Here is a 19,124-nt window from a genome sequence, read left to right as displayed (position 1 = left end):
CTATGCGCCAGCCGAAGGAGCCAGCGCACGATGCAAGCCTATCTGTGGGTCAAGACCTTTCACCTGGTGTTCGTGATGGCCTGGATTGCCGCCGCGTTCTACCTGCCGCGGATCCTGATCAACCTGGTCGAGGCGCAGGGCCGTGTCGAGGTGCACGAGCGGCTGGTGCTGATGGGGCGCCGGTTGTACCGCTTCGGGCATGTGATGGCGGGTCTGGCGGTCGCGCTGGGCCTGGTGCTGTGGCTGGGCTATCGGGTGCTGCCGGACTTCCCGACGATGGTCGGCAGTGCGGGCTGGATGCACGCCAAACTGCTGCTGGTGGCGCTGTTGTTCGCGCATTTCGTCGTCGGCGGGCGCTGGCTCAAGGGCGCTGGGCGCGGCCGCGCCTTGCCCTCCACGCGTGCGCTGCGCTGGTTCAACGAAGTGCCGGTGCTGTTGCTGGTGGGCGTGGTGTATCTGGTGATCGCCAAGCCGTTCTGAAGCCCCGGACAGCACAACGCCCCGGCCGGCGTAGACCGACCGGGGCGTGTCCTGTCGATCACTCGTGCGCGGTGACGCCGGCGTCGATGCGCGTGTAGCTGCGGTCGCCGAAGCCGCCGGCCGTGCTGCCGTCGGAGATCGAGAACAGCCGCTCCGACAGGCCGTAATCGCTGTTGCCCAGGTTGCGGCCCAACGACAGCGCGAAGTCCCAGGCCTCGGGCGTGGGGTAGCTGCCGTCGCGGTTCTGGTAGCCCAGCAGATGGCCCAGGCTCATATGGGCGCCGTTGCCGACCGCAGTCGCGGTCTTGTCGGCCAGCGCGGCCATCTGCTGCTCGCTGAAGCTCAGGGTCACGGTCTGGCCTTCCTGCACCGGCGTGCCGTCGAGGTTGCCGCTCAGTGCGGTGTTGAGCATCTGCACGTTGCTCTGGTCGACCTTGATGTCGTAGCTGTAGACGCGCGCGCTGGCGATCTCGTTGCCGCTCGCGTCCCAGCGCTGGGTCACGTTCATCGGCACGTTGCCCGAGTACTGCAGGTCGACGTTACGCTCGATGCTGCCGTCCGGACGCGTGGTCACGACCATGTTGCCGGTGTTGCGTGCACCGTCGAGCGACAGGTTCACCGGCCCGAGCTTGGCGCTGAGGTTGGTCTGCGAGCTGTAGTCCAGGCGCTCGATGGTGGCGACGTCCGCGACGCCGGCGCCGTTCGTCTCGGGCAGGCGGCCGGCGGCCAGGAAGTCGTTGTAGGCGGCCTGGCCGGCCTCGGTGGACAGGTCGAACTCGGCCGTGCGCAGCGTCGCACCCGCCAGGCTGTCGTTGCGGCCCAGCATGACGTTGCCGAGACCGAATTCCACGCCGACGCCGTTGTAGGCCTTGACCGCTTCGGTCGGCCCCGCGGTCACGCGGACCGTGTCCTCGCCAGTGCGCGCGATCACGGTGCTGACCCCGGTCTCGTCGGTGATCTTGGTCTGCGTGGCGAGATTGCGGAACGTCGCCTTGAATTCGTTGGTGGTGTAGTCCGAGCCGTTCATCGTGACCGTGGACCCGACCGGCATCGAGCGCGGCGAGAACGGATTGACCGACAGCGGATCGACGCCGGCATCGGCCGGCATCGCGACCTGATAGCTGGCGCGGATGCCATCGGTCCGGCCGAGCTCGACGCCGGCCTGCGGTGTGTTCACGCCGCCCTTGAGGAACACCGAAACATCGCTCGAGGCTTTATAGGTCGTCACGCCGTTGGCGGTGTTCACACCGCCGGTCACCGATGCATTCGCGCCCGCGCCAAAGCTCACGCCATAGCCCTTGGCCGACTTCACCGACTCGCTGAAGGACACGCCGCCCGAGGCAGTGACCGAGCCGGCCTCCGGATTGACGCTGACGTTGCCGCTGCTCGACGTGGTGGACTGGTGCACGGTGCCGGCATCGCTGGTGTACGTGGTGCGGGTGTCGGTGCGCGTGCTCTGGTTGGCGCTGATGCCGCCGGAGTTGGAGATCGAGACTCCCTGGCTGTCGCTCTGCGACACGCGCGTGGGGATCACCAGCTCGTCGCTGGGATAGATCATCTCCGGGTTCACGACCTGCGGGTTGGCCTTGAGCAGGTCCTGCGGCGAGACACCGTACTGGTTCGCGATCTGGACCAGGCTCTCGGCCGGTTGCACGGTGTGCCGTGTGGGCTCGGTGGACGGGGATGCGGGAAGCGACGACGGTGCGTGCGCTGCGGCGGGCTGAATGCTCATGCGGAACCTGACTGGGAAATCCTATTCAGGATAAAAGTCGGGCCTACGAACGGCAGCTAGGGTTATCCCGAGGTCGAGGCGCACGACACGCGCTTGGCCAGTCTCGATTCAGCGATGCGCTTACCGCTTCGGTGGCTACTGCATCGCCCAGCCGTGGCTGACGTTGAGGCTCTGTCCGGTCAGCGCGTTGGTCTCGAACGCGGCCAGCATCAAGGCGACGTTGGCGACATCGTCGAGCGTGGTGAACTCCCCATCCACGGTGTCCTTGAGCATGACCTGGCGCACGACCTCGTCCTCGCTCAGCCCCAGCGCCTGCGCCTGTTCGGGGATCTGCTTTTCCACCAGCGGCGTGCGGACGAAGCCGGGGCAGACCACGTTCGCGCGCACCCCGTACTCGGCGCCTTCCTTGGCCACCGCGCGCGCCAGACCGAGCAGCCCGTGCTTGGCGGTGACGTACGGGGCCTTGAGCTTGGAGGCGAGGTGGGAATGCACCGAGCCCATGTAGACGATGGCGCCGCCTTCGCGGCGCCTGGCCATGTCGCGCAGGCACTCGCGCGTGGTCAGGAACGCGCCATCGAGATGGATCGCGAGCAGCCGCTTCCAGTCGGCGAAGTCGAAGTCGACGATCGGGCTGACGATCTGGATGCCGGCGTTGGCAACCAGCACGTCGATCCGCCCGTAATGCGCGATCGCGCGGGCGATCCCGTCCACGACCTGCGCCTCGTCGGCGACATCCATCGCCAACGCCAGGGCGTCGCCGCCGGTGGCGCGGATCCCGGCGGCGACCGTCTCGGCGGCCTCGGCCGCGAGGTCGGCGACGACCACGCGGCCGCCAGCCGCGGCATAGACCTCGGCGATGCGCCGGCCGATGCCGCTGGCCGCGCCGGTGACCACGCAGACCTTGCCGTCGAGACGATTCATGCGCGCATTCGCCATGGAGAAGATGCCGCGCAGCTTAGCTCGACCGCAGCGCGTGCGTCAGTGCGTGCGTGCCGGCGCCAGTGTCGGCAGCTCGACCGGTACGCCGTCGGCGTTGCAGTGGCCACCCGCGCACAGCTGCGCACGCAAGGCCGGGGTCGCCTGCACGATGATGTGGTAGATCGCGTTCTGCTCCATCGTGCCGCGCACCGCGTCGCTGCCCGGGCCGCGTGCCCAGATGCCGACATCGTCGCCGCCGTGCGATTCGCTCTTCATCGGCACCAGCGCCTCCTGCATGTAGTCCGGGTGCTCGGTGTCGACCTCGCGCAGGTCCGGCCGTCCCTGCGCCGGCTCGACACTGCGGGGCGCATGGGCATGGGTCTTGGGCCCGGCCGGTTGCTGGTCGCTGGCGCCGGTGTAGCCCGGGCCGTTGGCGTAGGACAGCGTGGTGTAGGGCAGGCCGGTGGCATCGAGTGCATAGGCGGTGGGATCGCCCTCTTCGCCGGTGCGGCCACGGACCTTGCCCAGGATCGGATTGCCGCGCGCCGGGTAGCCGACGAAGTTCAGCGTGTGCGAGTGATCGGCGGTGACCAGGATCAGCGTGTCGTCGGCGGAGGTCGCCTCGACCGCGGCCTGCACCGCGCGCGACATCGAGACGGTTTCATCCAGAGCGCGGAATGCGTTGCCGGCATGGTTGGCGTGGTCGATGCGGCCGCCTTCGACCAGCAGCACGTAGCCCTTGCCATCGCGCGACAGGGCATCGATCGCGAAGCGCGTCATCGTCTCCAGGTCGGGCTGGCCGTCGGGACCGGTGTCGCGGTCGTGCTCGTAATCCATGTGGCTGAGGCCGAACAGCCCCAGCACCGACGACGACGCCTGCGCCGCCTGCAACTGACGCGTGGTCCAGACGAACGCGCCATCGGGGCGGGCGGCCTGCCACTCTTCGACGAGGTTGCGTCCATCGCGGCGTTGGCCGCGGATGCCGGGCATGACCTCCGCGTCGGGCAGGAACGGCCGCGCTCCACCGCCCAGAGCGACGCGCGGGCCGTAGCCGTCGCGCACGGCGTCGACGAACTGGCTGGCGATGTCGCGGCAGCCGGCGGCGCGTGCGGCGTCGGGCATGTCGACATCGCTCTCCCAGTTGCGGTCCGGGACGTGGGCGTAGGTCGCGGCCGGGGTGGCATGGGTCAGCCGCGCGGTCGTGACGATGCCGGTCGCCAGGCCGGCCTCGGCGGCCAGGCGCAGCCACGACTGCAGGTGACGGCCCTGGCTGTCGGCGCAGTCGGTGCGGTCGCCGGCCGAGACCCCGATCGCGCCCATGTGCGACTTCACGCCGGTCGCGACCGCGGTCATCGTGCCGGCCGAGTCGGGCGTCTGCGAATCGGTGTTGTAGGTCTTGCTCAGGCCGGTGTGCGGGAAGTGCTCCCAGCTCAACTGGTGCTCCTCACCGGTGCCGCCGTTGCGCTGGCCTTCGAGGATGCGCGCGGCGGCGACCGTGGTCAGGCTCATGCCGTCGCCGAGAAAGACGATGACGTTCTTCGCGTTCCCGGCCATCGCGCCATTGCCCGCCGCGCGCGCGGCGCCGCTGCGGTACCACCATTGCGCGGTCTCGTCGGCGGGACGCGTGGCGACCGGAACGTCGACGTGAAGCGCAGTGCCGGCCTGGGGCGGCATGGGGGTGTCGATGGAGGCGCAGGCGGCGCAGAGCAGGGTCAGGGTGCAGGCGAGGCCCGCGGAGGAAACGCGCATGGAGAGTCGGCCCGGAAACGAAAAGATGCGCCTCCATTATGCCCGCCCGCCATGGCAGGCTCGTGTCGGGGGCGCGGCGCGCTACCATCGGGGGCGCCGGCGAGACGATGCCCCCACGTCTGCCGGCGCGGAACGACGACGATGACGCTGACCATTGCGCTGCTCGAAGACGACGACATGCTGCGCGAGCGCATTCTGCTGCCGCGTCTGGCCGACTTCGGCTTCCAGATCGACGGCATGGCCAGTGCGGCCGAGCTCGAGCTGCGCCTGCGCCGCGGCGTGCCGGACATCGTGGTCCTCGATGTCGGCCTGCCCGATGCCAGCGGCTACGACGTCGCGCGCAGCTTGCGCCTGCGCCATCCGCGGATGGGCATCGTGATGCTGACCGCCCGGCGCGATACGCCCGACCGGGTGCGCGGGCTCAATGAGGGTGCCGACGCCTATCTGGCCAAGCCGGTCGAGATCGACCTGCTGGCCGCGACCCTGCACAGCCTCGCCCGTCGCCTGCACGGCGATGCGCCGTCGCCTGCACCGGCCGATGGCTGGCGACTGGCCGACAACGGCTGGCGTCTGGTCGGGCCCAGTGGGCACGGCGCGGCGTTGACCAAGTCCGAGCGGCGGATGCTGCAGTGCCTGGTCGACGCCGAGGGCGAGACGGTCGCACGCGACCGCCTGATCGCCGCGGTCTCCGACAACGTTCACGATTTCGACCCGCATCGGCTCGACACGCTGATCTACCGATTGCGCCGCAAGGTCGCCGAGGCCTGCGGCGATGTCTTGCCGCTGTCGGCGGTCCACGGCGAAGGCTACGTGCTGACCTCGCTGCGCTGAGCGCGCGGCGCGTCGGGCGCGCGCGGCAGACGGATGCGGAACGTGGTGCCCGCACCGGGCGCGCTCTCGACCTCGATCGTGCCGCCGGCGCCGGTCACCAGGCTGTGCACCACCGCCAGGCCCAGCCCGGTGCCGCTGCCGGCCGCCTTGGTGCTGAAGAACGGCTCGAAGATCCGTTGGCGCACGGCCTCGTGCATGCCGTGGCCATCATCGCGCAACACGATCTCGACCCCGCCGTCGGCGGCATCCCCCGCGCTCGCCTCGAACGTGCCGCCGTCGGGCATCGCGTCGCGGGCGTTGGAGGCGAGGTTGAGCAGCGCCAGGTCGAAGTGGTGGCGGTCGATGCGGATCGGCAGGGCGGCGTCGACGCGCGGCACGCGCACGCGCACATCCGGGCCGAACGTCTGCCGCAGCATCGGCGCGAGTTCGGCCAGCGCGCGACCGACGTCGACCGTGTCCAGCGTCGCCGGCTGTGGCCGAGCGAACGTCAGCAACTTGCGCGTCAGCGCCATGCCGCGCTGGGAGGCCTGCTCGACGCCCTCGAGCGCCTGCGCCAGTGCGTCGGCACGCGCATGCGCATCGGCGGCCGGGTCGACCCGATGGCGCTCGCTGGAGAACGCCGCCATCAGCGCCAGGATGTTGTCGAAATCGTGTGCCACGCCGCTGGCCAGGCGGCCGGTGGCCTCGAGCTTCTGCGCCTCGATCAGTTGCGCCTGCGCCTGCTCGCGCTCGCGCATCTCGTTCTCCAGTCGCGCGCCGCGCGCCTTCGATTCGGCCAGTGCCTCGCGCAGCGCCGCGATGCTGCGGTCGAGCACCAGCGTGATCACCAGATAGCTCATGAAGAACGAGGGCAGCAGCACCGCCGCGCGGGTCAGTGCCTGCTCGGCGCCCGCATTGGGGATGAGCGCCACGCCCACGCCGATCAGCACCACGCCCAGCAGCATCAGGAACACCGTCCACAGCGCGCGGCGGCCCAGGATCAGGCCGGCGATCACCAGCGTGAGCATCTGCGCGGTCTGGTCGATCAGCACGCCGGTGGTCGCATAGCCCACGCTGGCAGCGCCCAGCTGCGCGGTCACGAATAGTGCGATCGCGCCGCGCAACGCGCCGCGACGGATCAGCCACAGGCACAGCCAGCACAGCAGCGCGGCGACGATGTCGGCGGCGATGAAGGGCTGGAACTGCGGCGCGAGCATGCCGGCGCTCAGATGGCGCCACCAGTTCAGCGGCACGGTGATGCCCAGAAACAGGAACAGCACCTGCAGCGTCGCGGCATTGCGACGGTCCATCGGCTCGTCGAGCGGCACGCGCTGCAACCAGTCCGAGACCCGCCGGAGCCCGGAGACGGCCCGGCGACGCAGGCGGGGAAGCAGGCTCGACGGCATGTTCGTGGCCGTCGGCGGACGGAATGTGAGAAGTCGTGATGATCCGGCCAGATTCGGAGTGTGACAAGTCACGCGACTGAAATTTAGTGTCGGACCTCGGCCGCAATGGCCGTCAGGCCCCGCAGCAGGTGGGGCCCGTCGACGGGACTCGACACACAGCAACGGCACGACGAACGCGGCAGGGGGGCTGCGTGCGTGGACGTGTCCATCGTCTTCGTCTCATTCCAGGGGTTAGCGCAATGAACAGGATCTACAGGCTGGTCAGGCATCGGACCACCGGGCGGCTCGTCGTCGCCTCCGAGCTGGCGCGCCGCGGTGGTCGCGCACGCACGGTGCGCGGATTGGCACTGGCGGCGGCACTGGGTACCGTGCCGGCGGCGTTCGCCGCCGACGCCGCAGCGCTCGCGCCACGTGCCGACGATGTCGCGTCGGTGCCGTACTTCGCCGCGGTCGGTCGCGAAGATCCGAGCGAAGACGCCGGCGCGTTCGCGGCCGGTGAGGAAGCCACGGCGGCCGGCGAGACCGCGACTGCGATCGGCTATGGCGCCTCGGCCTATGGCGCCGGCGCGACTGCCTATGCCAACGGCACGGTCGCGGTCGGCCACAATGCACTGGCGCTGGCCGAAAACGCACTGGCGCTGGGCGCCGGTGCCGAAGCGGGCAACCTCAACACCATCGCGATCGGCACCGAGGCGACCGCGCTGGGCGACCAGAGTCTGGCGATCGGCCTGGGCGCCTACAGCGATGGTCCGGCGAGCATGGCGGTCGGCGCGCACAGCAGTGTCGAGGGGCTGTGGGCCACGGCCTACGGCTACAACGCCAGCGCGACCGGTGAGATGGCGCATGCGCTGGGCGCCGGTGCAGGGGCCAGCGGCTACAACGCCACGGCAGTCGGCGGCAGCGCCTTCGCCTATGAAGAAGGCGCGACGGCACTGGGCGCCGGCGCGCTCGCACGCGGTGGTTACTCGACCGCGGTCGGCAACTTCAGCTTCGCGTCCGGCTATCGCTCGGTGACGCTGGGCAACGGTGCCTATGCCAACAGCGACGCCTCGATCGCGGCTGGCTTCCAGGCGATCGCCGAAGGAGAGGGATCGCTGGCGCTCGGCACCTGGGCGAATGCGGGCGGCTTCCGGCCGTGGGAATTCGGCGGCACGGGCGGCCGCGAGGCCGCGCCGTTCTCGGTTGCATTGGGTGCGAACGCGACCGCCCTGGGCCAGCGGGCACTGGCGCTGGGCACGCAGACGATGACGCTCGATGACGACTCGGTCGCGCTGGGCACCGGCTCGCTGGCCGACCGCGGCAATGCGGTGTCGGTCGGCGCATCGCAGCAGTGGGTCAACCAGAACGACGGCCACACGACGGCGCCGTTCACCCGCCAGATCATCAATGTCGCTGCCGGCACCGAGGACACCGATGCGGTGAATCTTGGCCAGCTCAAGGACGCAACGGCCTCGAGCCGGTACTTCGCCGCGGTCGGTCGCGAGGATCCGAGTGAGGACGCCGGCGCATTCGCGGCCGGCGAGGAAGCAACGGCGGCCGGCGAGACCGCGACTGCGATCGGCTATGGCGCCTCGGCCTATGGCGCCGGCGCGACTGCCTATGCCAACGGCACGGTCGCGGTCGGCCACAATGCACTGGCGCTTGCCGAGAACGCACTGGCGCTGGGCGCCGGTGCCGAAGCGGGCAACCTCAACACCATCGCGATCGGCACCGAGGCGACCGCGTTGGGCGACCAGAGTCTGGCGATCGGCCTGGGCGCCTACAGCGATGGTCCTGCGAGCATGGCGGTCGGTGCGCACAGCAGTGTCGAGGGGCTGTGGGCCACGGCCTACGGCTACAACGCCAGCGCGACCGGCGAGATGGCGCACGCGCTGGGCGCCGGCGCATGGGCCAGCGGCTACAACGCCACGGCGGTCGGCGGCAGCGCCTTTGCCTACGAAGAGGGCGCGACGGCGCTGGGCGCCGGTGCGCTTGCACGCGGTGGTTATTCGACCGCGGTCGGCAACTTCAGCTTTGCGAACGGTGCCCAGTCGGTGAGCCTGGGCAACGGCGCCTATGCCAACAGCGATGCCTCGATTGCGGCCGGCTATCAGGCGATTGCCGAGGGTGACGGGTCGCTTGCGCTCGGAACCTGGGCCAATGCCGGTGGTTTCCGGCCGTGGGAACTGGGGGGCGGTCCCGGCGGTCGCGAGGCGGCGCCGTACGCGGTCGCGCTCGGCGGCTTCAGCACCGCGCTGGGGCGCAACGCGCTGGCGCTGGGCTTCCAATCGCTGACGCTGGAGGACAACGCCGTTGCGCTGGGCGCAGGTTCGCTGGCGGACCGCGGCAACGCGGTGTCGGTCGGCGCATCGCAGCAGTGGACGAACGGCAACGACGGCACGGTCAACCAGGCCTTCACCCGGCAGATCATCAATGTCGCGGCCGGCACCGAGGACACCGATGCGGTGAACCTCGCCCAGCTCAAGGCCGTGTCCGGCAACCTCGGCGAACTGGCCGAAGGCGCGGTGCGCTATGACGGCGCCGATAAGGCGCGCGTCTCGTTCGGTGGCGCCAACGGCACGCGTCTGGACAACGTCGCCGCCGGCCGGATTGCGGGCGACAGCCGCGAGGCGGTCAACGGCGGCCAGGTGCATGACGCCTTGCGCAGCGTCGCCGATGTCCTGGGCGGCGGCGCAACGGTCACCGCCTTCGGCACGGTATCGGCGCCGGCCTATGTGCTGCAGGGCGTGCAGTACACCTCGATCGGCCAGGCGCTCGGCGCGATCGATGCACACATCAGCCGGATCGATGCGCACATCGGCGCGGTGGAAGCGGGGGGACGCGGGATCGCGATCGGCGGCGACGGCGAAGCCAGCGTTGGCCCCGACAGTCCGAATGGTGTCGCGGTCGGCAGCGGCGCGGCCGCCAACGGCGAGAACGGTGTGGCCGTGGGCGGCGGTGCGTACGCGCACGGCCCCAACGACACCGCGGTCGGCGGCAACGCCCAGGTGCACGCCGACGGCAGCACCGCGCTGGGCGCCAATACGTCGATCTCGGCCGGCGCCACGAATGCCGTCGCCGTCGGCGAAGGCGCCTCGGTGTCGGCGGCGTCGGGCACAGCGATCGGGCAGGGCGCGTCGGTGACCGCCGACAACGCGGTCGCGCTGGGCCAGGGCTCGGTGGCCGACCGGGCGAATACGGTCTCGGTCGGCAGTACCGGCAACGCGCGGCAGATCACCCATGTCGCCGCCGGCACCGCCGCGACCGACGCGGCCAATGTCGCGCAGGTGCAGGACGGCGTGACCGAGGCCAAGGCCTACACCGACACCACCGCGACCAAGACGCTGTCGTCGGCGAATGCCTATACCGACCAGCGTTTCGCGGCCTGGAACGACGACTTCGCGGCCTATCGCGGCGATGTCGAGCGGCGCTTCAGCGACGTCGATCGGCGGCTCGACAAGCAGGGCGCGATGAGTGCGGCGATGCTCAACATGGCCACCAACGCCGCCGGCACGCAGAGCCCGCGCGGGCGCGTGGCGGTCGGTGCGGGCTTTCAGAGCGGCGAGCGCGCGCTGTCGGTGGGCTATGCCCGCAAGCTCGGCGAGCGCGGCTCCTTCAGCCTCGGTGGCGCGTTCAGCGGCGACGAAGCCTCGGCCGGTATCGGCTTCGGTATCGATCTGTGATCTGCCGGCCGGCGGACGCCGCCGGCCGTTTCCCAATGCCCCCGGCAGCGCGACGCGCGATTGCCGAAAGCTCGACCCAATCGAGGAGTTCAACCATGAACAAGACATCCATCAGCCTGGCCCTGGCCGCGATCCTGGCCGGCACGTTCGGCGCGCAGGTCGCCGACGCGGCCCGCATCCCCGCCAGGATCGTGCCCCGCATCGATGTGGCGCCGCCAGCCGAGGCCGCGTCCGATCGTATCGTCGTGCGCTATGCGCAGACGCGCATCGCCAGCACCGACCGCAGCGGCAAGCTGCAGATCGCAACCGCCGCGATCCGTCGTGCGGGCCTTGAGCGTCCGGCCGCGGCGGGGCGTGCGGCCAAGGCGCTGCCGGCATTGCAGGTCGGCCATCTGCGCACGACCGCAGTCGGCTTCGACGTGCTGCGGCTGTCGCGCCCGTTGCCGGCGCGCGACCTGCAGGCGCTGGTGACCGAACTGGCCGCCGACCCGGCGGTGGCCTCGGTGCACGTGGACCGGCGTATGCGCGCGACCGGCGTGGACAAGCGCACCGTCTCGCCGCAGCTCACGCCCAACGACGAATTCTTCGCCAGCCATCAGTGGCACCTGCAGGGTTCGGCCGGCGCGATCAACGTCGCCAATGCCTGGGACCGTTCGACCGGTGCCGGCATCGTGGTCGCGGTGCTCGACACCGGCATCCTGGCCGAGCATCCGGACTTCGCCGACAACATCCTGCCCGGCTATGACTTCATCACCGATCCGTTCGTGTCCCGGCGTGACACCGCCGATCGCGTGCCAGGGGCGCTGGACCATGGCGACTGGAATCCGGTGGCGGGCGAGTGTTACAGCGGCTCGCCGGTGATCGACAGCACTTGGCATGGCACCCACGTGGCCGGCACGGTCGCCGAGGCGACCCATAACGGCATCGGCGGTGCCGGCGTCGCCTACGACGCCCAGGTGTTGCCAGTGCGCGTGCTCGGCCGCTGTGGCGGCTATGACTCCGACATCGCCGATGCGATCGTCTGGGCCTCGGGCGGCGAGGTCGACGGCGTGCCGGCCAATACGCACCCGGCCGAGATCATCAATCTCAGCCTCGGCGGGCAGGGCCAGTGCGAGGCAATGACCCAGGCGGCGATCGACGATGCGGTCGCGCGCGGCAGCGTGGTCGTGGTGGCGGCCGGCAACTACAACGACGATGCGCAGCGCTATTCGCCGGCCAACTGCAACAACGTGATCACGGTCGGGGCCAACCGCATCAACAGCGGGCGCGCGTACTACTCCAACTTCGGCGCGGTGGTCGATGTCTCCGGCCCCGGCGGTGGTGGCGAGTTCGACACCGGCAACGGCGGCTGGAACGGCTACGTGTTGCAGACCGGCTACGACGGCAAGACCACGCCGACCTCCGGGCAGTATCTCTACACCGGGCTGATGGGCACCTCGATGGCGGCCCCGCATGTGTCGGGTATCGCCGCGCTGGTGCAGAGCGCGCTGGTGGCGCAGGACCGCCCACCGATGACGCCTGCCGACATGGAGATCCTGCTCAAGCGCACCGCGCGTCCGTTCAACGTGCCGCCGCCGGCCAATACCCCGATCGGTGTGGGCATCGTCGATGCGACCCGCGCGCTCGAGAAGGCCCTGGAGACGCCCTGCGATCCGGCCACCGAGACCTGCGAACTCGGCACGCAGTTGTTCAACGGCGCCGACGTCACTGGCCTGGCGTCCACGGGCGAGGGCGCGCTGTTCCGCTTCGAGGCGCAGGCCGGCCACACGCTGACGCTGATGACGCTGGCCGGCCGTGGCGACGTCACGCTGCATGCGCGTTATGGGGCGCCGCCGACCGCGAGCGCTTACGAGTTCCGTTCGGCGCGTGCGGGCAGCAACATCGAGACGATCCGCATCACCGCGCCCAAGGCCGGCACGTACTACCTGCAGTTGAGCGGCAGCTACACCGGGCTGACTGTGGTCGCTCGTCAGTAGTCGCATCCGTGCGCCCGGCGGACGTTGATGCCGCCGGGCGTTGCACTGGTGGGATGCTGGCGTCGCGGCAGGGGCATCGCCAACCCCCATGCGCTCACGTATCGTCGCAGTTCGACGTTTCGGGCAGGCCGCAATGAACGCAGTGGCGTGGTGGTTCAGGATTCCGTTCTGGCAGCGCGTGCTCGGCGCCTTCGTGCTCGGCGCGCTGGCCGGCTGGCTGCTCGGGCCGGCGGCTGGCACCTGGCTGCAACCGCTGGGCACGCTGTACGTCAACCTGATCCGGATGATCGCGGTGCCGCTGGTGTTCTTCGCGGTCATCAACGCGGTCGCCGCTTTGCACGGGCAGCAGTCGATCGCCGCGCTCGGCGGGCGCACGTTCGGCTGGTTTGCCGCGACCGCGGTGCTCGCGGTGGGCGTCGGCTTTGCGGTGGCCTATACCTTCAATCCCGGGCTCGGCGTGGAGCCAGGCTCGCTGACCGCAGCCGCCGACTACACCCCGCGCGAGGTGCCGACCCCGGTCGAGGTGCTGCTCGGCGTGGTGCCGACCAACCCGTTCGCGGCGCTGTCGGAAGGACGGATCCTGCAGGTCATCTTCTTCGCCGGCCTGCTCGGTTTCGCGCTGGTCAAGCTCGGCGAGCGCGTGGCCGCATTGCGCACTCTGGTCGGTCAGGCGTCCGACGCGATGATCCAGGTCACGCGCTTCGTGCTCGAGATGACCCCGATCGGCACCTTCGGTCTGATCGCAGCCCTCGTGGGCACCTACGGCTTCGAGAAGCTGCTGCCGCTGGGCAGTTTCGTGATCGCACTGTATGTCGCGTGCGCGGCGCACATCCTCATCGTCTACAGCGGTCTGTTGCTGGTGCACGGGCTCAATCCGTTGAAGTTCTTCCGCGGCGCCGCGCCCGGCATGCAGGTCGCGTTCGTCAGTTCGTCGAGCCTGGCGGCGATGCCGGTCGCGCTGCGCGCGGTCACCCACAACCTGGGCGTGAACCGCGACTACGCCGCGTTCGCGGTGCCGCTGGGTGCGACGATCAAGATGGATGGCTGCGGCGCGATCTATCCGACGCTGGCCTCGGTGTTCATCGCCCAGTACTTCGGCATCGAGCTGAGTTTCGCGCAGTACGCGGCGATTCTGCTGGCCTCGGTGCTCGGCAGTTTCGGCACCGCCGGCGTGCCGGGCACGGCGGTGGTGATGGCGACGGTCGTGCTGTCGGCGGCCGGCCTGCCGCTCGAAGGCCTGGGCCTGCTGCTGGCGATCGACCGGATCCTGGACATGATGCGCACGATGACCAACGTCACCGGGCAGATGCTGGTGCCGGTGCTGGTCGCGCGCGAGACCGGCCTGCTCGACCGCGAGGTCTATGAGGCGGCGAGCAGCAACGTCGGGCTCGACGACACCGGCGCCGACGCGCCGCGCTGACGCAGGCGGTGTCGCCGGGCGATGCGTCGCTCAGCGTTGCAGGGGACGGGTTCCCAGGCGACCGCCACACCAGGCCAGGGGCAGGGCGCCGAGCGCGTCGAGCAGGGTCATCCATAGCGGCTGCGGCAACAGCCAGGCGTTGAGCAGTACCGCGATCAGGATCAGCGCGCCGATCGTCAGCGCCATGCGCATCGGCCGCCGGCGCGCGATCCGGGCGGCGACCCAGCCACCGCACAAGGCCCCGGCCAGCCAGCCGAGCGCGACCAGCAGCAACATGCCGGTCGGTGCGACTGCAAACAACTCGGCCGGGTTGGCGTCGGTCGGCAACGTACCGACCGGCAGCGGAAACAGCCACTTGCCGAGGAACTCGAAGCCCAGCGCGACCGTCGTGGCGGCCAGCATGCCGAGCATCAGCGAGGCCAGCGTGCGGAGCATCTGGCCGCGTGGCACCGGCCGGCTGGCGGCCTCGTCGCGCACGCGCGCCCCTGCGGGCTGCGTGCGTTGGCGGGGGCGACGTGCCGGCACGGGACTTTAGCGAGCGGACGCCGACGCGGCCGGCGGCGGCTCGAAGGGGATCGTGTCGGGCGCCACCGCGCCGCCGGAGATGATGAAGCTCATCGCCTGGTCGACGGTCCAGTCGGTCGGCGTGACCTTGTCCAGCGGCACGATCTCCAGATAGCCCGAGGTCGGGTTGGGCGTGGTCGGCACGTAGACCGCCGCAAGCTCCCGGCCGGTGCCCTGTTCGCGGATCACCCGGGTGACGAAGCCGACCGATTTCATCTGGCTGTGCGGGAAATCGATCAGCACCACGCGCTGGGTGCCGTCGGGCTTGGTCTGCAGGATGTCGAGCAGCTTGCGCGCGCTCGAATAGATGATGTTGGCCAGCGGGATGCGGCGCACCAGCGCGTCGACCCAGCCGAGCATGCGCTGGCCGACCACGCGGCGGGTCAGCCAGCCGACGGCGAGGATCAGCACGATCGTCGCGACCATCGCGACCGTCGCCTGGACCGAGGCGACATTGATCCAGCCCAGCGCCGGGAACGTGGCGGAGATGCCGTGCGCCAGCGGCACCACCCAGGGCGTGCTGATATCCGACAGCAGCACGAAGACGAACTTGACGACGATCCAGGTCAGCCAGATCGGCAGCAGCGTCAGCAGGCCGGTGAGGAACAGGCGCTGCAGGCGCCCGCCCAGGGAGTGGGCACTCATGAAAGATCCGCGAGGCGAAAGGGGGGGCGTCATCATGCCCGGGAACTCATGGCAGATGCACGAGCCGGAAGCCGACGTCGTCGTAGCCGCGCTTGGGATCGAGCGCGCGGCTGTCGATCGCGTCGCGCCGGCTGCGGCCGGCGGCGATGCGATCCTTGCATGCCGCCGCGCAGTCGCTGCGCCATTCCGCCGGCCCCTCGGCGGACGCCGGGGCGGCTGCGCCTTGGGCGGTGGAGGCCACGACGATGCTGCGGCCCTCGCGTTCGCTGCGCCAGCGTGCGTAGTCGACCGCGTCATGCCACGACACGCACACCACCGGGTCGTTCGGGCTCTGGTCGAAGCCCGGCGACTCCCAGTCGCGCGGTGCCAGCGCCCGCAGGACCGAACCGCGCGCGCGGCACGGTGCCGACTTGCGGCCGGTCGCGGCGACGAAGGCCGCGTAATCGGCCCGGCTGACCGGCGCGTTGGAAATCGCAAAACTCGTGTCGCCGCTGCGCACCACCCGCGCGCCACCGGGAATCTTCGCCGCGAGCGCGTTGAGATCGGGAATGGCCTGGGCCTCGCGCCGCAGACGCGCCTTGGTCGAGGCGTCGAGGCCGGCGGCGTCGGCCGCGGCCAGACTGGCGATCGCGTCGTCGCGATCGACCGCGGTCACGGCGTCGGCGATGCGCGCCTCGATCGCATCGGCGACCTGCGCGCGCACCGGCTGCAGCGCCGCGACCTCCTCGGCGCTGCCGGCATGCGCGCGCGCGGCCTGCAGCAGGTCGGTGGCCGCGCCGTCGTCGCGGCCCGCGATCAGCGTGGTGGCGCGGCTGCCGACCGCGGCGAAGACGCGCGCAGTCAGCGACGGCAGCCCCAGGTGCTGGGCATCGGCCGCGCGCGCGCGGCGCAGGCGCTCGAGCGCGTTGTCGTCGTGCGGCGCCGCCAGTTTCCCGGCCCGCAGCAGGCGCTCGGCGGCGGCGAGGTGGCGGTCGGCCTCCGACACGGGCGCCGCCTGCGAGGCTTCGATGCCGGCGGCGGCCGCCACCGCGTCGGGATCGGCCTGCGGTGTGAGATCGGCATCGGCGTCACCGTCGGCGGTGTCCTGGTCTGCGACCGGTCGCGCGCTCGTGATCGATGCGGCCGGCGCGGCCTCGTCGGCCGCTGTGGTCGCGGCCGAGGGGCGCTCCCAGGCGCGCCAGACGCCGACACCGGCCAGCAGCACGATCGGGAGCGCCAGCCATGGCAACAGGCGGCGTCCGTCGTGGCCGATCCGGCGGATCCGACCGGTGATCCGGGCCTCACCATCGCGCTGGGGCACCTGCTCGAGCGCCCGCAGCATCTGCCCGGCATCGGCGAACCGCCGCTTGGGCGACTTCGCCAGTGCCTGGTCCAGGAACCGCTGCCAGTGGCGCAACTCGGGCGGCAGGCGCGGCACCGGGTTCTGTACGTGTGCCAGCGCCATCGACAGCGCGTCCTCGCCCGCGAACGGCAGCGCGCCAGTCAGCATTTCCCAGGCCAGCACGCCGACGCTGTAGAGGTCGGCGCGGAAGTCGACCTGTTGTCCGCGGGCCTGCTCGGGCGCCATGTACGCGGTGCTGCCGACCGCCAGCCCGACCATCGTCATCCGGGTGCCGTAGCCGCGCCGCAGCGCGATGCCGAAATCCGCCAGCAGCGGCCGGTCGGTCTCGTCGAACAGCACGTTTTCGGCTTTGACGTCGCGGTGGATCACCCCGCGCGCATGCGCATAGGCCAGCGCCGACAGCAGGGCATGCAGGATCGCGCGGACCCGGGCCTGGTCGCCGCGCAGGTCGCGCTGGCCGAGGTGGCCATGCGGCAAGTGGGGCATCGCGTACCAGGGCAGCCCGTCGGCGGTGCGGCCGACATCGTGGATGCCGACGATGTTGGGATGCTCGAGGCGTGCGATCGTCCGCGTCTCGTTCTCGAACCGGCGTCGGCTGACCTCGTCGGCCAGTGTCTCGGGGCGCATGACCTTGATGGCGACGTCGCGTCCCAGCGACAGCTGCGTGCCCAGGTACACCGTCGCCATGCCGCCATGGCCGATGACGCGCAGCAGCCGATAGCCCGCGATCTGCGGCAGCGCAGGCGACTCGTATCCGCTTGTGGTCTGCGACATGCGTGTTCCCCGTAGCGCTACAGCATACCGACCGGCCGACGGGTTGGGGCGTCGTGCGCGCGGCTCAGGCAGGCGTTGGGGCGCTGCCGCGGTCGCGCTTGCGGCGCACGTAGATCTGCTTGCGCACGCGGGCGACCGGCTCGCCGGCCGCATCGACGACCTCGGTGGTGAACCAGCGCAGATGCTTGTCGCCATGCGCGGTCGCTTCGCGGATCGCGTCGACGGTGGCCGCGTCGAGATCGAACGTGGCATGCACAGTGCCGCGCCCGGGGCGGATGAACTCGATCTCGGCGGCCTTGTCCCAGACCACGTAGTCGTCGCCGAGCGCGCGCAGCGTCATCACCATCCAGAACGGGTCGGTCATCGCGAACAGGCTGCCGCCGAAGTGGGTGCCGACGTAGTTGCGGTTGTACCAGTGCCGGCGCAGCTCGACCCGGGCGTGCGAAAACCCGGGCGTCAGCGCGGTGACGCGGATGCCGGTGAACAGGAACGGCGGCCAGAGATTGAACAGCAGACGGGCGAGGCGCGGCGACATGGCGGGCGGGCATGACCAGGGCGTCGGGACATTACCATACGCACCTGTATGTTTTGGCGTTGCCCGCACCGGCAGGGCCGATGCAGGCGACTGGCGCATCGGCGCGTCAGAACAGCAGCGAGGCCATCTTCCTGCGGTAGCGGCCGACGAGCTCGGCGTCATCGACGATGCGGAATGCATCGATCAGTGCCTTGCGGGGCAGGCCCTCCTCGAAATCGCGGTCGCGGCGCAGCATCTCGATGAACTGGTCCAGGCCGGCTTGTGCATCGCCGGCGACGATCTGGCGCACGCCCAGCAGGTGACGGGCGCGCAGGTCCGCAGGATCGCGTTCGATCGCCGCCTGCAAGGCTTCGATGGGCGGCGCGTCGGCCAGCAGCGCGGCAAAATCCAGGCGCGCCCGCGCCTTCACCGCGCGATCGTCGGTGGCGAGGTTGGCTGGCAGGCCGTCGAGCAGGCCTTCGACTTCCTGCGCCGCGCCGGTCTGCAGCAGCGCCAGCGCCAGGTCGAGCCGCAGCTCCGCCTTGTCGGGTTCGGCGGCCACCGCCTCGCGCAGCCGCGCGACCTCGGCCTGGGGATCGAGCGGGGTGGCGTCGTCGGGCGAGGCGCCATCGCCCTGCGCCGGCACGATGCCGTGGCGCTGCAGGAACTCGCGCAGCTGGCCCTCGGGCAGCGCGCCCGGAAAGCCGTCCACCGGCTGGCCACCGGCGATCAGGAAGACCGTGGGCACCGAGCGGATCTGGAACGCCGCGGCGATCTGCGATTCCTTGTCGACGTCGACCTTGGCGAGGATGAAGGCGCCGTTGTACTCGGCCGCCAGCTTTTCGAGCACCGGGCCCAGGGTCTTGCACGGGCCGCACCATTCCGCCCAGAAGTCCACCAGAACCGGCACATCGAGCGAGGCCTGCAGCACCGCAGACTCGAAGGTCTCGGTGGTGACATCGACGATATGGGGCGAGCGTTGGGGAGCGGGGGCCTGGCCGTTGAGCAGCATGCGGAAGTTCCAGTTGCGGTCGGGGAGCCGCCGGAGCGGCCCGACTAGAGGTGGCGACGGTTGCGCAGGATACAAGCGCAGACCGCGCGCGATCTGTGGATCCCCAGCGACATCGACGCG

Annotated in this window: 14 protein-coding genes; 5 read left to right on the top strand and 9 right to left on the bottom strand. The window is 70.6% G+C overall.

The features are described 5' to 3' along the window. Positions 1-30 precede the first annotated feature (30 nt). Entirely contained in the window at positions 31-480 is a 450-nt protein-coding gene (locus tag FHW73_RS07700; protein WP_183426130.1) for a CopD family protein, read from the top strand. Positions 481-538: 58 nt separating this feature from the next. On the opposite strand, the gene FHW73_RS07695 is transcribed toward FHW73_RS07700, so the two are convergent. The 3 genes from FHW73_RS07695 to FHW73_RS07685 all read right to left on the bottom strand — a co-directional run bounded on the left by FHW73_RS07695 (position 539) and on the right by FHW73_RS07685 (position 4,879). Beyond that, complete coding sequence (locus FHW73_RS07695; protein WP_183426129.1) at positions 539-2,212, bottom strand: LysM peptidoglycan-binding domain-containing protein; 1,674 nt, start codon at positions 2,210-2,212, stop codon at positions 539-541. A gap of 135 nt (positions 2,213-2,347) precedes the next feature. Continuing rightward, a complete protein-coding gene (locus tag FHW73_RS07690) occupies positions 2,348-3,133 on the bottom strand; it encodes a 3-hydroxybutyrate dehydrogenase (RefSeq protein WP_183426128.1) in 786 nt (261 codons plus the stop codon). A 57-nt stretch (positions 3,134-3,190) separates the two neighbouring features. Beyond that, entirely contained in the window at positions 3,191-4,879 is a 1,689-nt protein-coding gene (locus FHW73_RS07685) for an alkaline phosphatase (RefSeq protein ID WP_183426127.1), read from the bottom strand. Between the two features lie 141 nt (positions 4,880-5,020). Here FHW73_RS07685 and FHW73_RS07680 point away from each other — a divergent pair, with 141 nt between their 5' ends. Beyond that, on the top strand, positions 5,021-5,710 hold the full coding sequence (locus tag FHW73_RS07680) for a response regulator transcription factor (RefSeq protein ID WP_183426126.1): 690 nt from the start codon (positions 5,021-5,023) through the stop codon (positions 5,708-5,710). Here the strand turns inward: FHW73_RS07680 and FHW73_RS07675 are convergent. Then, on the bottom strand, positions 5,686-7,095 hold the full coding sequence (locus tag FHW73_RS07675) for an ATP-binding protein (protein ID WP_183426125.1): 1,410 nt from the start codon (positions 7,093-7,095) through the stop codon (positions 5,686-5,688). The two genes, FHW73_RS07680 and FHW73_RS07675, sit on opposite strands and share 25 nt — an antisense overlap. A 239-nt stretch (positions 7,096-7,334) precedes the next feature. On the opposite strand from FHW73_RS07675, the gene FHW73_RS07670 reads away from it, so the two are divergent. The 3 genes from FHW73_RS07670 to FHW73_RS07660 all read left to right on the top strand — a co-directional run bounded on the left by FHW73_RS07670 (position 7,335) and on the right by FHW73_RS07660 (position 14,153). Then, positions 7,335-10,757: an ESPR-type extended signal peptide-containing protein gene (locus tag FHW73_RS07670; RefSeq protein WP_183426124.1), complete on the top strand. Its 3,423-nt coding sequence runs from the start codon at positions 7,335-7,337 to the stop codon at positions 10,755-10,757. A gap of 95 nt (positions 10,758-10,852) precedes the next feature. Next, positions 10,853-12,733 carry a S8 family peptidase gene (locus tag FHW73_RS07665; RefSeq protein WP_255492822.1) on the top strand — a complete coding sequence of 627 codons (1,881 nt, stop codon included), beginning with the start codon at positions 10,853-10,855 and terminating at the stop codon, positions 12,731-12,733. 133 nt (positions 12,734-12,866) lie between these two features. Next, complete coding sequence (locus FHW73_RS07660; protein WP_183426122.1) at positions 12,867-14,153, top strand: dicarboxylate/amino acid:cation symporter; 1,287 nt, start codon at positions 12,867-12,869, stop codon at positions 14,151-14,153. A gap of 30 nt (positions 14,154-14,183) precedes the next feature. On the opposite strand, the gene FHW73_RS07655 is transcribed toward FHW73_RS07660, so the two are convergent. The 5 genes from FHW73_RS07655 to trxA all read right to left on the bottom strand — a co-directional run bounded on the left by FHW73_RS07655 (position 14,184) and on the right by trxA (position 19,004). Next, entirely contained in the window at positions 14,184-14,630 is a 447-nt protein-coding gene (locus FHW73_RS07655; RefSeq protein WP_183426121.1) for a hypothetical protein, read from the bottom strand. 54 nt (positions 14,631-14,684) lie between these two features. Then, positions 14,685-15,362, bottom strand: coding sequence for a DUF502 domain-containing protein (locus tag FHW73_RS07650; protein WP_255492821.1), 678 nt, complete (start codon positions 15,360-15,362; stop codon positions 14,685-14,687). Between the two features lie 46 nt (positions 15,363-15,408). Beyond that, positions 15,409-17,478, bottom strand: a complete 2,070-nt coding sequence (locus FHW73_RS07645; protein ID WP_183426120.1) for a bifunctional serine/threonine-protein kinase/formylglycine-generating enzyme family protein — start codon at positions 17,476-17,478, stop codon at positions 15,409-15,411. 64 nt (positions 17,479-17,542) lie between these two features. Then, positions 17,543-18,013, bottom strand: a complete 471-nt coding sequence (locus FHW73_RS07640; protein WP_183426119.1) for a DUF4442 domain-containing protein — start codon at positions 18,011-18,013, stop codon at positions 17,543-17,545. A 106-nt stretch (positions 18,014-18,119) separates the two neighbouring features. Further along, positions 18,120-19,004, bottom strand: coding sequence for a thioredoxin (trxA, locus tag FHW73_RS07635; RefSeq protein WP_183426118.1), 885 nt, complete (start codon positions 19,002-19,004; stop codon positions 18,120-18,122). Positions 19,005-19,124: the final 120 nt, after the last annotated feature.

The organism is Luteimonas sp. RC10 (assembly GCF_014192745.1).
In the GTDB taxonomy this organism is placed as follows: Bacteria; Pseudomonadota; Gammaproteobacteria; order Xanthomonadales; family Xanthomonadaceae; genus Luteimonas.
The sequence above is the reverse complement of the archived record's forward strand: the minus strand, read 5'-3'. Positions and strand labels throughout refer to the sequence as shown.

What these genes read in the sequence shown, in the direction of transcription:
- FHW73_RS07695 (WP_183426129.1), bottom strand. Translation starts at nt 2,212, where the DNA reads ATGAGCATTCAGCCCGCCGCAGCGCACGCACCGTCGTCGCTTCCCGCA.
- FHW73_RS07640 (WP_183426119.1), bottom strand. Translation starts at nt 18,013, where the DNA reads ATGTCGCCGCGCCTCGCCCGTCTGCTGTTCAATCTCTGGCCGCCGTTC.
- FHW73_RS07670 (WP_183426124.1), top strand. Translation starts at nt 7,335, where the DNA reads ATGAACAGGATCTACAGGCTGGTCAGGCATCGGACCACCGGGCGGCTC.
- FHW73_RS07645 (WP_183426120.1), bottom strand. Translation starts at nt 17,478, where the DNA reads ATGTCGCAGACCACAAGCGGATACGAGTCGCCTGCGCTGCCGCAGATC.
- FHW73_RS07665 (WP_255492822.1), top strand. Translation starts at nt 10,853, where the DNA reads ATGAACAAGACATCCATCAGCCTGGCCCTGGCCGCGATCCTGGCCGGC.
- FHW73_RS07690 (WP_183426128.1), bottom strand. Translation starts at nt 3,133, where the DNA reads ATGAATCGTCTCGACGGCAAGGTCTGCGTGGTCACCGGCGCGGCCAGC.
- trxA (WP_183426118.1), bottom strand. Translation starts at nt 19,004, where the DNA reads ATGCTGCTCAACGGCCAGGCCCCCGCTCCCCAACGCTCGCCCCATATC.
- FHW73_RS07685 (WP_183426127.1), bottom strand. Translation starts at nt 4,879, where the DNA reads ATGCGCGTTTCCTCCGCGGGCCTCGCCTGCACCCTGACCCTGCTCTGC.
- FHW73_RS07680 (WP_183426126.1), top strand. Translation starts at nt 5,021, where the DNA reads ATGACGCTGACCATTGCGCTGCTCGAAGACGACGACATGCTGCGCGAG.
- FHW73_RS07700 (WP_183426130.1), top strand. Translation starts at nt 31, where the DNA reads ATGCAAGCCTATCTGTGGGTCAAGACCTTTCACCTGGTGTTCGTGATG.
- FHW73_RS07675 (WP_183426125.1), bottom strand. Translation starts at nt 7,095, where the DNA reads ATGCCGTCGAGCCTGCTTCCCCGCCTGCGTCGCCGGGCCGTCTCCGGG.
- FHW73_RS07660 (WP_183426122.1), top strand. Translation starts at nt 12,867, where the DNA reads ATGAACGCAGTGGCGTGGTGGTTCAGGATTCCGTTCTGGCAGCGCGTG.
- FHW73_RS07650 (WP_255492821.1), bottom strand. Translation starts at nt 15,362, where the DNA reads ATGAGTGCCCACTCCCTGGGCGGGCGCCTGCAGCGCCTGTTCCTCACC.